The sequence below is a fragment of the Streptomyces sp. LBL genome, assembly GCF_029893585.1.
In the GTDB taxonomy this organism is placed as follows: Bacteria; Actinomycetota; Actinomycetes; order Streptomycetales; family Streptomycetaceae; genus Streptomyces.
Genome location: NZ_JARXYX010000044.1, coordinates 12,470 through 28,016, shown reverse-complemented (window position 1 = coordinate 28,016; position 15,547 = coordinate 12,470). Strand labels below are relative to the sequence as shown.

The following is a 15,547-nucleotide window of genomic DNA, read 5'->3' as shown; positions in this document are numbered from 1 at the left end:
CTCACTCCCCGCCGCGCAGGACGGAGTTGCCCTCGTGGGTGGCCGGTGGGTCCGGGAGGTCCAGGACCAGGCGGCCGCTGAGTCCGTAGAAGTCGACGGGGTTGCGCCACAGCACACGGTCGACCTCGTCGTCGGTGAATCCGTGCGTCAACAGGGCGTCGGCGACCCCGCGGGTCTTGAGGGGATCGCTTCTTCCCCAGTCCGCGGCGGAGTTCACGAGCACCTTCTCGGGGCCGTGCTCCTGGAGGATCGCGACCATGCGTTCCTCGTCCATCTTGGTGTCGGGATAGACGGAGAAACCCAGCCAGCAGCCGCTGTCCTTGGCCTCCTTGACGGTGGTCTCGTTGAGGTGGTCGACCAGGACCCGTTCGGGCGGCAGCGCGGACTCCCCGACGACATCCAGGGTGCGGCGCAGGCCGGCGAGTTTGTCGCGGTGCGGGGTGTGGACGAGGGCGGGCAGGCCGTGTTCGGCGGCGAGTTGGAGCTGTGCGGCGAGGGCGGTGTCCTCGGCCGGGGTCATCGAGTCGTAGCCGATCTCGCCGACGGCCACCACCTGGTCCTTGACGAGATACCGGGGCAGTTCGTCGAGGACGGGCACACAGCGCGGGTCGTTCGCCTCTTTGGGGTTGAGGGCGAGCGTGCAGTGATGGGCGATGCCGTACTGGGCGGCGCGGAAGGGCTCCCAGCCCAGGAGGGAGTCGAAGTAGTCGAGGAAGGAGGCGGGCGAGGTGCGTGGCTGGCCGAGCCAGAAGGACGGCTCGACGACGGCGAGGACACCGGCGGCGCGCATCGCCTCGTAGTCGTCGGTGGTGCGGGAGGTCATGTGGATGTGGGGGTCGAAGAGGCGCATCAGGACTCCTTGCCGTCGAAGCCGCGAGGGCCGGGGTCGGCGGGCGGCGTGGGCGTGGGGCCGGTCAGGGTCAGGACGCGGTGCAGGTCTTCGGGCACCGGACGGCCCGCGGCGGTGCGTTCGTCGGCGTAGTCGCCGAGCATGCGGGCGAGTTCCGCGTCGCCGTGGGCGCGGCGTTCCAGGTCGGCCACCTCGTTCACGGGCACACCGGTGAACAGGCACTTCAGGACGGCGTGCCGCCAGGCATGGGCAGGCAGGTGCCGGGCGGCGTAGGGGCCGACGGCGGCGGCCAGGAGCCGGGTGTCGTTGGTGCGCAGGGCGTCCTCGACGAGCGGGAGGGCCTCGGGGCCGGGCACCAGGTGGGGCAGGGCGTACAGGACGGCGCGGCGTTCGGCGGCGGTGCCCTGGACGTAGACGCGGGTGAGGGCGTCCGGGTCGACGCGGGCCGCGTGGAGGATGAGGACGCGAACGGCGTCGGCGTGCTCAGGGCCGCAGCGTCGTCCGGCTTCGGCCAGCCGCAGCTCCCACACGGGGAGGGGGCCGTGGGTGCCTTGGTGGGTGGCGGCCTCGTCGAGAGTCTGGTCCAGCCAGGCGCGGGCGGCTTCGCCGAGGTCGGCGGCGAGGCGGTGGTGCAGGTCGGACGGCGGGATGCGGGCGGGGGTGGTGCCCTGGGTGCCGGCCGCCGGGGACGCCGGGTGGGCGTGCGCGTGGGTCATGGAGTGCTCCCTTGTGAGGGCGCCGCTGCGTGATGGAGGAACGGGAGGGAGAGTTCGGCGAAATGGGGGCCCGCGTGGGAGTGGCGGGGCAGTTCGACGACGGTCAGGCCCTGGTAGCCGGTGGCCGCGAGGGCGGCGAGTACGGGCGGGAAGTCGATCTCCCCGTCCCCGAACGGGAGGTGTTCGTGGACACCGCGGCGCATGTCCTCGATCTGGACGTGGCGCAGCCAGGGAGCCGCGGCGCGTACGCAGTCGGCGGGCGACAGCGGCTCCAGGCACTGGCAGTGGCCGAGGTCGAGGGTCAGGCCGAGGGGCTCCGGGTCGCCGAGGGTGCCGCGCAGCCGGTGGAAATCCGCGAGGGTGGCGAGGAGGTGACCGGGTTCGGGTTCGACGGCCAGGGGGACGCCGGCCGCGGTGGCCGCGTCCAGGACGGGGCCGAGCGCCTCGGCCAGCCGTTTCCACGCGGTGTCCACGTCGGTGCCGGCCGGGGTGATCCCGCTGAAGCAGTGCACCGCGTGGGCGCCGAGTTCGGCGGCGACCTGGACCGCACGGATCAGCAGATCCACGCGCCGGGCGCGGTCCTCGGGGTCGGGGTCCAGCAGCGAGGGGCCGTGTTTGCGGCGCGGGTCGAGCACATAGCGGGCACCCGTCTCCACGGTGACGGCCAGACCGAGCGCGTTCAGTCGCCGCGCGAGACGCCGGGTACGGGCCGGGAGGTCCGGGGCGAGCGGGTCGAGATGCATGTGGTCGAGCGTCAGACCCACGCCGTCGTAGCCGAGGTCGGCGAGCAGGGCGAGGGCGTCGTCGAGACGCAGGTCGGCCAGGCCGTTGGTGCCGTAGCCGAAGCGGAGGGGGGTGCGGAGGGGGGTGCGGAGGGGGGCACGGGAGAGGGCTTCGGCGGTGGGTGCGGGGGTCGCGGAGGCACGGACGTCCCGACCGAGGCCTTGTGTCGCTTCGCTGGTCGCGACCCGGGCGGGCCGGGCGGGCCCGTCCGTGGAGGCGTCGGGCGCCGCGCGGAGGTCCCGGGTGAGCCTGTCCCTGGTCTCGTGAGTCGTCGAGTGAGTCGTCGGGTGAGGGGCTTCAGGGGTCATGTGACGCTCACCTTCCTCGCGAACCTCGCCGCGAGCGGGGCCAGAGCCGTGATGAGCAGCGGGGTGACGGTGGCGCCGGAGCGGGCGGAGAGAGCGGACTGGAGCGGGATCATCGCGCGGATGCCTCCGCCGACGGCTCGTTGGGTGAGCGGAGGTGAGGGGTTGAGGACGGCGTGGACGTAGGGGCGGGCGACCGTCGCGGCGTAAGCGACGGGGAGGGCTGCCCGCAGGGCGCCGTCGACGGTGAGCGCGGGGGTGGCACCGGGCCCGGCACCGGGCCGGGTGGCGGACCCGGCGGCGGACCCCGTGGCGGGCCTACGGGTCAGGAGCCGTGTCAGTACGGCGGCCGTGGCCAGGGCTGCCAGGGGTGCCAAGGGGGAGCCGCCCTGGGTTTCCCGGCGCGACACGGTGGTGACCGCGAGGGTGTGCGCGCCCAGCAGGACAGCGGACGGGACGGCTTGGCGGACGCCGTGCCGGGCCGCCGTGTCCCCGGCCGTCCTCGCCGTGGCCGCTGCCCTCGCCGTCGCTGCCGTCCTCGCCGTCGCTGCCGTCCTCACTGGGAGTCCTGCCGTCGCTGTCCCCGCCCTCGCGGCCCTCCCCACTGTCCTTCCGACCTTCGTCGTCCCCGCTCCCCCGACGGACCCCGCTCCCCCCACGCGCGTCGTGCTCCTGGCCGCAGCGGCGCCGAGGAGTAGGTCCAGGCCGCGGGCGGTCGCCATGGCGAAGGGGCCGGCCGGGGTGTGCTTCAGCGCGAGGTCGTACGCCCAGACGGTCGCGGCCAGCGGGATCGCCACGGCGAGGGCGGGGCGGCCGGCGCCCGCAGCCAGGGTCAGGCCAGCGCCTGTGAAGGCGCAGGCCGCCACGAGGGCCGCGGTGGGGCGGACACGGCCGGACGGGAGGGGGCGGTGCGGGCGTTCGACGGCGTCTTCGGCCCGGTCGGCCCAGTCGTTGAGGGCCATGCCGGCCTCGTACAGGCACAGGGAGGAGCCGATGGCGAGGAGGGTGCGGGGCTGAGCGTGCGCCCCGGTCGCGGCGGCGCCGGCGAGAACGTCGCCCGGCACGGTGAACAGGGCCGGGAGACGCAGCAGTTCGGCCCAGGCCTGAGCTTGCGCGGACCTCGTCCCGCCCCCGCTCATCGGCCCTCCTCCGTGCGCTCGGCCGTACGCTCGGCCGTACGGTCGTCCCTGCGGCGGTCCGTGCGCTCGTCCGTGCGCTCGGCAGCCCCCAGGGCAGAGTTCCGCAGCCGCTCCGCGAACCCCACGAGCGCCGCGTACTGCTCCCCCAGTGCCGCGGGCCCCTCGCCCACCGGGTCCTTGAAGTAGAAGCCCAGTTCGGACAGCGGGCCGGTCAGGCCGCGTTCGTGGGCACGGGCCGTCAGGCGGGCCAGGTCGAGGATCAGCGGAGCGGCGAGGGCCGAGTCGCAGCCCTGCCAGGTGGTCTGGAGGATCATGCGGGCGCCGAGGAAGCCGTCGAAGGCGATGTGGTCCCAGGCGGTCTTCCAGTCGCCGAGGACGGGAACGTCGTCAATGTGCACCTCGCCCTCGGGGACGGTGCCGAGGGTGTCGGCCAGCACCCTTTCCTTGCCCGCGTTCTTCGCCGCCGCGGCGGCCGGGTCGGCGAGGGCGGCGCCGTCTCCGCCGCCCAGCAGGTTCGTGCCGGACCAGGCCCGCACGGCCAGCGCCCGTTGCGCGAACATCGGGCCCAGTACCGAGCGCAGCAGGGTCTGGCCGGTCTTGCCGTCGCGCCCCGCGTACGGCAGGCCGCTCACCGCGGCCGGGGCCGCCAGTGCCGGGTGGTGGAGACCGGTGGAGGGGGTGAAGTTGACGTACGGGCAGCCCGCGCGCAACGCGGCCGCCGCGTACAGCGAACTGGCGGGCAGAGCCGCCCCGGTGGCCTGAGGTTCGGTGGAGGCGACGTTCACCACCACGGCCCGCGCCAGCTCGTGGCGTCGTACGAAGTCCTCGAGGTCCGCGGCGAACGCGGTGATGAGTTCCTCCTCGTCGCGCGCGTCGCCGGGAAGAGGGCCGCCCGGTCTGATCTCCCGGTCGGCGGCGGCGAGTTCGGCCTCGACCGCCTTCGGAAGGCCCGGCGGGAGGACACCACCGGCCGCGAGGGCCTCCGCCCGTTTGGGCAGGGGGCAGTCCACCGTGTCATGGCCGCCGAAGACCAGCGACTCCAGGGCCGGCAGGCCGCTGTCGGTGAACGCCGGGGTCTCGGTGACCAGGCCGGTGGGCGGGTGCAGACCCGCGGTCAGCGCGGCGCAGCCCGCGACGACGGTGGTGGCGACGGAGCCTCGGGCGCCGATCAGCCAGACACCGACGCGCGGTGCGGAAACGGACGCGGACATGGGCAGCCTCCTTCTCGAACACGACGTACGCACCCCGAGGTGGGGAAGATGACGGCGGGCGGAGGTCCGGCGTCCCCCGCCCGCCGTCGCTCAGTCGCCCTGCGAAGCCGTGTGTGCCGGGGACTTCGTGGGCAGTTCCTTGATCCGGATGTCCCGGAACGCCATCTGGTCGTCGGCTCCGTGGTTCTGGATGCCGATGTGTCCGTCAGCCAGGCTCCGGGCCGGATCGGTGTTGGTGAAATCGTTGATCTTCACGCCGTTGAGCCAGATGCGCAGGCGTTCGCCCTCCACCCGGATCTCGTACGTGTTCCACTCCCCCGGCGGATTCAGCGCGCGGTCGCGCCGGTCGAGGTCGGCGGACTGGAAACCGTAGACGGACCCGGTCGTCTTCTCCGGGACGTCGGTGGCGTCGATCTGGATCTCGTAGCCGTTGTTCACGGCCGACCAGGGGTCGTCGGAGGGCGGGAAGCCCACGAAGACACCGGAGTTGTCGTCTCCCGTGGCACTGGCCGTCTTCCAGTCGAGCTTCAGGGAGTACGCCCCGAAGTCCTGGCCGGCGTACCAGAGCAGGCCCATCCCGCCGGACGACGTGATCGTGCCGTCGTCGTCCAGGGTGAAGGATCCCGGGCCGGCCTGCTTCCAGCCGGAAAGGGAAGCCGGGCTGCCGTCGAAGAGCGGGCGGTAGCCGGTCTCCGGTCGGCAGTCCGCCTGGGCCTCGCCCACGGCGTACCGGATCCCGCCCAACAGGTGCCGGCGGAAGGCGGGGTCGGCGTAGGACTCCTTCGTGTGGCCGCCGCCCGTGTAGAAGGCGCGGCCGCCCTGGTAGGTCTGGCACCAGGCGATCGGATGGTCGCCGCTCATCGTGCCGCCGGTGTACGACGACTCGTCGAGGGAGGCGAGGACGTGGGCGCGGTCCCGGGGGTTGGAGCGGTAGTTGTACCACTCGTCGGTGCGCTCCCAGGCCCGCGGGAGCCCCGAGGTCGCCGGGTGTGCGCGGTCCTCGACAGTCACCGTCGCGGGCTGGATCGCCGGGTGCGACTGGAAGTAGGCGCCGGCGAGACCGCCGTAGAACTCCCAGTCGTACTCGGTGTCGGCGGCCGCGTGGACGCCGACATAGCCGCCGCCCCGGTGGATGTAGCTCTCGAAGGCGCGCTGCTGGGCGGAGTCGAGGACGTCTCCCGTTGTCGAGAGGAAGACGACCGCGTCGTACCGCCGCAGGTTGCGCGTCGTGAACGCGCCCGCGTCCTCGGTGGCGTCGACCCTGAAGCCGCTCGTCCCGCCCAGCTCCCTGACCGCCGCGATGCCTTCGGCGATCGAGTCGTGCCGGAAGCCGGCCGTCTTGGAGAAGACCAGCACCCGTGCGCCGTCGGCGGCCTCCGGGGAGGCGGCCGCCGAGGTGGTGGCCTCCGAGGTGGTGGCCTCCGAGGCGGCGGGTTGTGCGGATGCGGGTTGTGCGGATGCGGGTTCCGAGACACAGCCCAGGAGCAGGGCCGCGCCCACAACCGCCGTACTGAAGCGCCCGGTTGAGCGCATGAAGATCACCTCCGCTCAGCTCGTGGTGAAGACGAAGTCGTCCACGTCGTACAGGGCTCCGGTGCCGCTTCCCTTGAAGACCAGGAACAGCGTGGTCGTGCCCCTGGGGGCGCGGGACAGGTTGGCGGTGACGTCCTGGAAGGTGTCCCAGCCGCCGGTCACCGGGACGGTCGCCTTGCCGAGCAGCGTGCCCCGCGCGGAGCCGGCGCGGATCTCCAGCGTGCCGCCCGCGCCGCCCGAGGAGACGCGTGCGGTGATCTTCTGGGCGTTGCTCAGCACGTACGGCGTGAAGGAGATCCAGTCGCCGTTGTCGATGTCGCCGACCGTCTTGCCACCGTGCGCGGTGTCCTTGGCGATGACCGAGACGCCGGAGGAGTCACTGAAGTGCTCGGCCTGACGGTGCCGGGGCTGGACGACGCTCTCGTCGTGCGTGGTGAGCGGGGCCTGGCCGCCGCCTCCGCCGTCCGTGTACTCGGCGTTGACGACACCGAAGATGTTGGCATCGTCGTCGTGGCCGCCGTCGGCGCTGGTCTGGAGGGTGCCGGTGCAGCCGTTGGCCGAGGTGATCGGGTGGCCGTGGCTGTCGTGGCCGAGGACGAAGGTGACCTTGACCTTGGAGCAGTCGATGGTGCCGTCCTCCGGGTCGGTGACCCTCACCTTGAACGGGATCGCGTCGCCGAAGCTGAACAGCTGGCCGTCCTGGGGAAGTTCGAGGGTGACCTTGGGCGCGGTGTTGCCCACCACGACCTGCACGCTCGCGCTGCCGGTGCGGCCGGACGGGTCCTTGGCGGTCAGGGTCGCCGTGTAGGTGCCGTTCTCCGTGTACTTGTGCGTGGGGTTCGCCGCCGTCGACTTCCCGCCGTCACCGAAGTCCCAGCTGTAGGTGAGGGCGTCGCCGTCCTGGTCGGTCGTGCCGGCGGAGGAGAAGCTCACCTTCAGCGGTGCCTGGCCCGAGGTGCGGCCGGCCGCGGCCTGTGGGACCGGCGAGTGGCCGTCGGTGGCGTTCTCGATGCGGTACAGGGCGGAGTTCTCGTCACCGCCGAACCAGGAGAGGCCGTAGTCGAGGACGTACAGCGCACCGTCGGGACCGAAGGCCATGTCCATGATCTGCGTGCCGGTCCACGGGACGTCGTTGATCGACTGCACGGTGCCGTTGTCGTCGCTGGTGATCCGCTTGATCCACCGGCGGCCGAACTCCCCGGCGAAGAAGTCGCCGTCGTAGGCCTCGGGGAACTTCACGGGCGAGTCGAGCGCGGGGTCGTAGTGGTAGACCGGGCCGCCCATCGGGGACTCGGAGCCGGTGCCGAACTCGGGCAGGGATCCGTCGTTGTACGGGATCCAGGCGGGCTGGGCCGGCGGGAGGTCGGTCAGGCCGGTGTTGTGCGGGGAGGTGTTCTTCGGGGCGCTGCAGTCGAAGGCGGCGCCCGAAGCCTTGGTCGCGAAGTCGTAGTCGACGTAGGCGTCGTTGTTGCCCGTGCAGTACGGCCAACCGAAGTTCCCCGGCTTGGTGACACGTGCGAACTCGACCTGGCCGGCCGGTCCACGGGCCGGGTCGGCGGCGCCGGCGTCGGGGCCGTAGTCACCGACGTAGAGGATGCCGGTCTTCTTGTCGACGCTGAAGCGGAACGGGTTGCGGAAGCCCATCGCGTAGATCTCGGGCCGCGTCCTGTCCGTGCCGGGCGCGAAGAGGTTGCCGTCGGGGATCGCGTACGAGCCGTCGGCGTTCACCTTGATGCGCAGGATCTTGCCGCGCAGGTCGTTGGTGTTGCCGGCCGAACGCTGGGCGTCGAAGGCAGGGTTGCGGCCGTCCCGCTCGTCGATGGGCGTGAAGCCGTCCGACTGGAAGGGGTTGGTGTCGTCGCCCGTCGACAGGTACAGGTTGCCCGCCGCGTCGAAGTCGATGTCGCCGCCGACATGGCAGCACAGGCCGCGCGAGGCCGGGATGTCGAGGACCTTCTTCTCGCTGGCGTTGTCGAGGGTGCCGTCGGTCTTCAGCACGAACCGGGAGAGCCGGTTGACGCCGTCGAAGGGGGCGAAGTCGGCCGCGGTGCCGGTCTCGGGCGCGTCGCCCGCCGGGGTGTCCAGCGGGGGTGCGTAGTAGAGGTAGATGAAACGGTTCTCGGTGAAGTTCGGGTCGACACCGACGCCTTGGAGGCCCTCCTCGTCGTGGGAGTAGACGTCGAGCTTGCCGGCCAGACGGGTGGAGCCGGCGGCGTCGGTGAGGCGGAGTTCGCCGTCGCGTGAGGTGTGCAGGACCGAACGGTCCGGGAGGACGGCGAGCGATATGGGCTCACCGACCTCAGGTTCGCCCTTGGCGAGGGTGACCTGCTGGAAGTCCTCGGCCGCGGCGGCCGGAGCCGCGGATGCAGCGTCCGTGCCGGTGACGGCTGCGCCGGCCTGCGGTGCGGTGAGAGTGAGAGACGCGCCCGCCAGCAGGGCCCCGCTGAGCAGGGCGGCTGCCTTACGGAAGGACGGGCGTCGGCTGTCGGTCCGGTTTCTGTCGGTCCGGTTTCTGTCGGTCCGGTTTCTGTCGGTCCGGTTTCTGTCGGTGCTGGTGGTGCCGTCGTTCGTGTGCACGGGTGCCTCCAGAAGGGGCGGGTTTTCCATGCGGGTGCCTTGCGCCGGGGTGCGCCGTCACCCCGGAACTCACTGAAAAAAAGGGGAGTTGATCTGGAAAGGAAACAGGGAGTTGGTCTAGTCGTTGCCGCCGAACGCCGCGTCGAAGGAGGCCGACGGCGGCTCGAAGTCGTACGCCTTGAGGCGGGTGAGTGCCTCGGGGGCGCCCTGGAGCCGGTCCATCCCGGCGTCCTCCCACTCCACGGAGATCGGGCCCTCGTATTCGATGGAACGCAGCATCCGGAAGACGTCCTCCCAGGGGACGTCTCCGTGACCGGCCGACACGAAGTCCCAGCCGCGGCGCGGGTCGCCCCACGGCAGGTGGGAGCCGAGGCGGCCGTTGCGGCCGTCGAGCCGCTTGCGCGCCTCCTTGCAGTCGACGTGGTAGATCCGGTCGCGGAAGTCCCACAGGAAGCCGACCGGGTCGAGGTCCTGCCACACGAAGTGGGAGGGGTCGAAGTTGAGACCGAAGGCGGGTCGGTGGCCAACGGCCTGCAACGCGCGGTGCGTTGTCCAGTAGTCGTACGCGATCTCGCTCGGGTGGACCTCGTGCGCGAACCGCACGCCCTCCGCGTCGAAGACGTCGAGGATCGGGTTCCAGCGATCGGCGAAGTCCTCGTACCCGCGGTCGATCATGGACTCGGGGGCGGGCGGGAACATGGCGACCAGGTGCCAGATCGCGGAGCCGGTGAAGCCGATGACGGTGTCGACCCCGAGGGCGGCCGCGGCCCGCGCGGTGTCGGCGATCTCGGCGGCGGCCCGCTGCCGTACGCCTTCCGCGTCACCGTCGCCCCAGATGCGGGACGGCAGGATCGCCTGGTGGCGTTCGTCGATGATGGCGTCACACACCGCCTGGCCCACCAGGTGGTTGGAGATCGCCCAGCACTTCAGGCCGTACTTGTCGAGCAGTTGATGACGCGAGTCCAGGTACGAGGGGTCCGTGAGCGCCTTGTCGACCTCGAAGTGGTCTCCCCAGCAGGCGAGTTCGAGACCGTCGTAGCCGAAGTCGCGGGCGAGTCGGCAGACCTCTTCGAGCGGGAGGTCCGCCCACTGGCCGGTGAACAGTGTGAACCTGCGCGGCATGTACGTGCACCTCCTCAGACCGCGATGGGTGTGTAGACGGAGTTCTTCTCGGCGCTCTCCTCCACGGCCGCCAGTACGCGCTGCACCTGCAGCCCGTCGGTGAAGGAGGGTTCGGGTCGGCGGCCCTCGGCGATGGCGTGGACGAAGTCGCGGGCCTGGTGGACGAAGGTGTGCTCGTAACCGAGACCGTGGCCCGGCGGCCACCATGCCTCCAGGTAGGGATGCTCGGGTTCGGTGACCAGGATGCGGCGGAAGCCGGCGTGCGCTCCGGGTTCCGTACCGTCGTGGTAGGCGAGTTCGTTGAGGCGTTCCAGGTCGAAGGCCAACGAGCCGCGTTCACCGTTGAGTTCGATGCGCAGGGCGTTCTTGCGGCCGGTGGCGTAGCGGGTGGCCTCGAAGGAGGCGAGGGCGCCGGAGGTGAATCGGCCGGTGAACACGGCGGCGTCGTCCACGGTGACCTGCCCGGTGCCGTTGGCCGAGACGGTGGCCAGGCCGCTGGTCGGTCCGCCGGGCAGCGGGCGTTCCCGGACGAAGGTCTCGGTCAGCGCGGAGACCCCGGCGAGCTGCTCCCCCGCCAGGTACTGCGCCAGGTCGACGATGTGCGCCCCCAGGTCGCCGAGCGAACCGGAGCCCGCGGACTCCTTGCGCAGCCGCCAGGTCAGCGGGAACTCCGCATTGACCAGCCAGTCCTGAAGGTACGTCACCCGCACGTGCCGCAGCGCGCCGAGCCGGCCTTCGGCGACCATGGAACGGGCCAGCGCGGTGGCGGGCACCCGCCGGTAGTTGAAGCCGACCATCGCCAACTGACCGCGTTCGTAGGCAGATTCGGCCGCCGCGGTCATCGTTTCGGCTTCCTCGACGGTGTTGGCGAGAGGCTTCTCGCACAGCACGTGCTTGCCGGCGGCCAGCGCGGCCAGGGCGATCTCGGCATGGCTGTCGCCCGGCGTGCAGATGTCGACCAGGTCGACGTCGTCACGTTCGATCAGGGCCCGCCAGTCGGTCTCGACGTTCGCCCAGCCGTGCCGGTCGGCTGCCGCCCGCACCGCGGTCGCGTTCCGCCCGCAGATCACGGACAGGACCGGGTCGCGGGGCAGGTCGAAGACGTGGCCCGCGGTGCGCCAGCCCTGAGAGTGGGCGGCGCCCATGAAGGCGTAGCCGATCATGCCGACGCGCAGCGGCGGCTTCCCTGCCGCGGGACCGCCCGGCTGCCTCGCCTCGGCCGACTCCTGCCGCGTCCCCTCGGCCGACTCCTGCCGCGTCCCCTCGGCCGACTCCTGCTGCCTCCCCTCAGCCGACTCCTGCCGCGTCCCCTCAGCCGACTCCTGCTGCCTCGCCTCAGCCGACTCCTGCTGCCTCGCCTCAGCCGACTCCTGCTGCCTCGCCTCAGCCCTCTCCGGCTGCCTCGCCTCGGCCGTTTCCGGCCGCTGTGCCTCCGCCTCTTCTGACTGCTGCGGATGTGCCATAAGCGATGCCCTCCTGGTCGTGGCGCGGTGGGGGGTACAGCCCGGACCGTCGAGGGACCGGGCGCCTTGGGCGGGACGCCTACTTGAAGCCGGTGGACATGTACTGGTCGACGTTCTCCTTGTCCACCACGGCCGAGTAGAGCGTGATCGACGAGGGGATCTCGTACTCGGCGAGGCCGGTGACGCCCTTGGCCTGGCCGAGGGCGCGGGCGAGGTCGATCGCGGAGGCGGCCATGGTCGGCGGGTAGAGGACGGTCGCCTTCAGGACGCCGTTGTCCTGCTTGATGGCCTGGAAGGCGGACAGGGCGCCCGCCCCGCCGACCATCAGGAAGCCGTCGCGCCCGGCCTGTTCGATGGCGCGCAGCGCGCCCACGCCCTGGTCGTCGTCGTGGTTCCACAGCGCGTCGAACTTCGACTGGGCCTGGAGGAGTTGGGCCATCTTGGCCTGCCCGGACTCGACGGTGAAGTCGGCGGCCTGGCGGGCCACCTTCTTGATGTCGGGGTAGTTCTTCAGCGCGTCGTCGAAGCCCTGGGTGCGCTGCTTGGTCAGCTCCAGGTTGTCCAGTCCGGCCAGTTCGATGACCCGGGCGTTCGACTTCCCCTTGAGCTTCTCGCCGATGTAGTGGCCGGCGCTGAGGCCCATGCCGTAGTTGTCGCCGCCGATCCAACACCGGTACGCCTGCGGAGTGTTGAAGACCCGGTCCAGATTGACGACGGGGATGCCCGCGCGCATCGCCTTGAGTCCGACCTGGGTCAGGGCCTTGCCGTCGGCTGGCAGGACGACCAGGACGTCGACCTTCTTGTTGATCAGGGTCTCGATCTGCCCGATCTGCTGGGCGGTGTCGTTCGAGCCCTCGGTGATCTCCAGGGTGACGTCGGAGTACTTCTCGGCCCGCTTCTTGGCGTTGTCGTTGATGGCGTTGAGCCAGCCGTGGTCGGCCTGCGGGCCGGCGAAGCCGATGGTGACCGCCTTGCCGGGCTTGTCGTCGGCGGCCGGCCGCTCGTTCGCGGCGGGCTCGTCGTCCTTCGATTCGTTGCTGGTGCAACCGGTAAGGAGGGCACCGGCGGACACGGCGGCGGCCCCGAAGAGCATTCCTCTGCGGCTCGTGAAAGGCGTGGTGTCTGGCATCGTGGTGAACCCTTTCCTCAGGTCGTGCTCGCGGTACGGCGCTGGACCAGCACGGCGGCGACGATGATCGCGCCCTTGGCGATCTGCTGGACGTCGCTCTGCAGGTTGTTCAGGGCGAAGATGTTGGTGATCGTGGTGAAGATCAGAACGCCGAGCACCGAGCCGGTGATGGTGCCGCGCCCCCCGCTGAGCAGGGTGCCGCCGATGATCGCGGCCGCGATGGCGTCGAGCTCGTAGAGGTTGCCGTTGGTGTTCTGGCCGGAGCCGGACAGGATGATCAGCAGGAAGGCGGCGATCCCGCAGCACAGCCCCGACAGCAGGTAGAGGTACAGGCGCTGGCGCCGGACGTCGATGCCGGCGAGCCGGGCCGCCTCCGCGTTACCGCCGACCGCGACGGTGCGGCGCCCGAAGGTGGTCCGGTTCAGCACCAGCCAGCCGATGATCGTCACGACCGCGAACACCAGCACCAGCGGCGGGACGCCGAGCACGTAGGAGTCGCGCTCGCCGAGGTCGAGGATGTTCTCGACAGTGACGATCTGAGTGCGGCCGTCGGTGATCTGGAGTGCCAGACCGCGGGCCGAGGCGAGCATGGCCAGGGTGGCGATGAACGGAACCATCCCGCCGTACGCGATCAGCAGCCCGTTGACCAGGCCGCAGCCGACGCCGACGAGCACCGCGGTGAAGAGGATGCCCGCGAAGCCGTACTCCTGCGTGGCGACCGTGGTCGCCCACACCGAGGAGAGGGCGACGATCGCGCCGACCGACAGGTCGATGCCTCCGGAGGTGATGACGAAGGTCATCCCGACGGTGACGACCCCGATCACCGAGGCCTGAGTGAGGACGAGTTGAAGGTTGCGGGTGTCGAGGAACTCCTCGGGCTTGGTGATGCCGCCGATGACGATCAGCGCGGCGAGCACACCGAGCAGGGAGAGGGTGCGCACGTCGGCGCGGAACACCAGGGAACGCCAGGCCGGGGCTTCGTTCGTCGACGGCACCTTGTCGGCGCTGTCCCTGGGCGGGGAGACATGCTGCGTCATGACGCCGGGCTTCCTTCCATGACGAGGTCGAGTACGCGGTGTTCATCCAGCTCAGAGGCGGGTGCGGCGTGGACGACGCGGCCCTCGCGCAGCACCAGGACACGGTCGGCGAGGCCGAGCACCTCGGGGACCTCACTGGAGACCAGCAGCACGGCGAGGCCATCGTTCGCCAGTCGGCGCACCACCGCGTACAGCTCGGCGCGGGCGCCGACGTCGACCCCGCGGGTCGGTTCGTCGAGCAGCAGCACCCGGCAGCCGCGTAGCAGCCAGCGGGCCAGGACGGCCTTCTGCTGGTTGCCGCCGGACAGGGTGCGCACCGGCACGTCCGGGTTGTCGGGCCGCAGCGACAGTTCGCGGGTGGCGGCCCGCGCGGCCTTGTGTTCGGCACCCCGGTCGATCCAACCGCCCCGCGAGAAGCGGGACATGGAGGAGACCGAGACGTTGCGGGTGACCGACTCCAGCATGAGGAGCGCCTGCGCCTTGCGCTCTTCGGGGGCGAGTCCGAGTCCGGCCCGCACGGCGGCGCGGACGCTGCCCGGTTTCAACGCCTTGCCGTCGACACGGACGTGACCCGACGTGGGCTTGCGGGCACCGTAGATCGTCTCCAGGATCTCGGAGCGGCCGGAGCCGACGAGTCCGGCCAGACCGACGATCTCACCGGGCCGCACCCGCAGGTCGAAAGGCTCGAACTCGCCCTCGCGGGCCAGCCCTTCGACCTCCAGGACCGCGGTCCCCTCGGGCACCGAGTCGGGCCGGTCGGGGAAGACGTACCCGACGTTGCGTCCGGTCATCAGCGCGACGACCTCGCGGGTCGGCGTCGACTTGGCGGGCAGCCCGACGGCGACGGCCCGACCGTCCTTGAGCACGGTCACCCGGTCACCGATCCGGCGGATCTCTTCCAGCCGGTGGGAGATGTAGACGACGGCGACACCGTCGGCGGTGAGGTCGCCGACGATCCTGAACAGGTTGTCGACCTCGTCCGGATCGAGGGCCGCGGAGGGTTCGTCCATCACGATGAGCCGTACGTCGTGCGAGAGCGCCCGCGCCATGGACACGATCTGCTGCTGGGCGGCCGACAACTCCCCCACCAGTCGCCCGGGATCGATCTCGGGATGTCCAAGTCGCCTGAGCAGAGCGGCTGTTGAACTTCGCGCGGTTTTTCCTCGTACGATGAACCCGGCGGCCGTGGGTTCATGGCCGAGGTGGACGTTCTCGGCCACGGACAGGTGTTCCACCAGGTCGAGTTCCTGGTAGATGGTGGCGATGCCGAGGCGCATGGCGGCGATCGGCGAGCGGAGGGTGACGTCCTCGCCGCGCCAGCGGATGGTGCCGGTGTCGGGCTGGTGGGCCCCGGCCAGGACCTTGATGAGCGTGGACTTCCCGGCCCCGTTCTGGCCGAGCAGACAGTGCACCTCGCCGGCCAGGACGTCGAGGTCGACGCCGTCGAGGGCCCGGACTCCGGGGAACGACTTGGTGATGCCGGACATGTTGAGCAGCGGTACTTCTGGTGCCATGTGTGGTTCCCCTCGGCTGGCGTGCGGGCCGGTTCAGGGCAGGGCGGAGCAGGGCTGATCCGAACAGGGCAGGGCGGGGCGGGGCTGAGGAGGGCAGGGCTGAGGAGGTCAGGGCTGAGCGGGGGCCGGGCCGAGCGGGGGCCGGGCCGAGCAGGGCGCGATGCTGAG

Annotated in this window: 12 protein-coding genes; all 12 read right to left on the bottom strand. The window is 71.3% G+C overall.

Translation table 11 applies throughout. The features are described 5' to 3' along the window. Position 1 precedes the first annotated feature (1 nt). The 12 genes from M2271_RS37555 to M2271_RS37500 all read right to left on the bottom strand — a co-directional run bounded on the left by M2271_RS37555 (position 2) and on the right by M2271_RS37500 (position 15,379). Complete coding sequence (locus M2271_RS37555) at positions 2 to 850, bottom strand: TatD family hydrolase (RefSeq protein ID WP_280891955.1); 849 nt, start codon at positions 848 to 850, stop codon at positions 2 to 4. Next, a complete protein-coding gene (locus M2271_RS37550; RefSeq protein ID WP_280891954.1) occupies positions 850 to 1,566 on the bottom strand; it encodes an EboA domain-containing protein in 717 nt (238 codons plus the stop codon). The genes M2271_RS37555 and M2271_RS37550 overlap by 1 nt, the downstream gene beginning before the upstream one ends. After that, positions 1,563 to 2,657 carry a sugar phosphate isomerase/epimerase family protein gene (locus M2271_RS37545; RefSeq protein ID WP_280891953.1) on the bottom strand — a complete coding sequence of 365 codons (1,095 nt, stop codon included), beginning with the start codon at positions 2,655 to 2,657 and terminating at the stop codon, positions 1,563 to 1,565. Before M2271_RS37545 ends, M2271_RS37550 begins: the two co-directional genes overlap by 4 nt. Next, on the bottom strand, positions 2,654 to 3,793 hold the full coding sequence (locus tag M2271_RS37540; RefSeq protein WP_280891952.1) for a UbiA family prenyltransferase: 1,140 nt from the start codon (positions 3,791 to 3,793) through the stop codon (positions 2,654 to 2,656). The genes M2271_RS37545 and M2271_RS37540 overlap by 4 nt, the downstream gene beginning before the upstream one ends. Continuing rightward, a complete protein-coding gene (locus M2271_RS37535; RefSeq protein ID WP_280891951.1) occupies positions 3,790 to 5,004 on the bottom strand; it encodes an inositol-3-phosphate synthase in 1,215 nt (404 codons plus the stop codon). Before M2271_RS37535 ends, M2271_RS37540 begins: the two co-directional genes overlap by 4 nt. 90 nt (positions 5,005 to 5,094) lie before the next feature. After that, positions 5,095 to 6,537 (bottom strand): ThuA domain-containing protein, encoded by a 1,443-nt coding sequence (locus M2271_RS37530; protein ID WP_280891950.1) that lies wholly within the window; start codon positions 6,535 to 6,537, stop codon positions 5,095 to 5,097. A gap of 15 nt (positions 6,538 to 6,552) precedes the next feature. Beyond that, positions 6,553 to 9,144: a PQQ-dependent sugar dehydrogenase gene (locus M2271_RS37525; protein ID WP_280891949.1), complete on the bottom strand. Its 2,592-nt coding sequence runs from the start codon at positions 9,142 to 9,144 to the stop codon at positions 6,553 to 6,555. A gap of 87 nt (positions 9,145 to 9,231) precedes the next feature. Further along, entirely contained in the window at positions 9,232 to 10,236 is a 1,005-nt protein-coding gene (locus M2271_RS37520) for a sugar phosphate isomerase/epimerase family protein (RefSeq protein ID WP_280891948.1), read from the bottom strand. A 14-nt stretch (positions 10,237 to 10,250) separates the two neighbouring features. Continuing rightward, a complete protein-coding gene (locus tag M2271_RS37515; RefSeq protein WP_280891978.1) occupies positions 10,251 to 11,399 on the bottom strand; it encodes a Gfo/Idh/MocA family oxidoreductase in 1,149 nt (382 codons plus the stop codon). Between the two features lie 379 nt (positions 11,400 to 11,778). Then, positions 11,779 to 12,828: a substrate-binding domain-containing protein gene (locus M2271_RS37510; protein WP_280891947.1), complete on the bottom strand. Its 1,050-nt coding sequence runs from the start codon at positions 12,826 to 12,828 to the stop codon at positions 11,779 to 11,781. A gap of 17 nt (positions 12,829 to 12,845) precedes the next feature. After that, positions 12,846 to 13,865: an ABC transporter permease gene (locus tag M2271_RS37505; protein ID WP_280891946.1), complete on the bottom strand. Its 1,020-nt coding sequence runs from the start codon at positions 13,863 to 13,865 to the stop codon at positions 12,846 to 12,848. Further along, on the bottom strand, positions 13,862 to 15,379 hold the full coding sequence (locus M2271_RS37500) for a sugar ABC transporter ATP-binding protein (protein ID WP_280891945.1): 1,518 nt from the start codon (positions 15,377 to 15,379) through the stop codon (positions 13,862 to 13,864). The genes M2271_RS37505 and M2271_RS37500 overlap by 4 nt, the downstream gene beginning before the upstream one ends. Positions 15,380 to 15,547 lie beyond the last annotated feature (168 nt).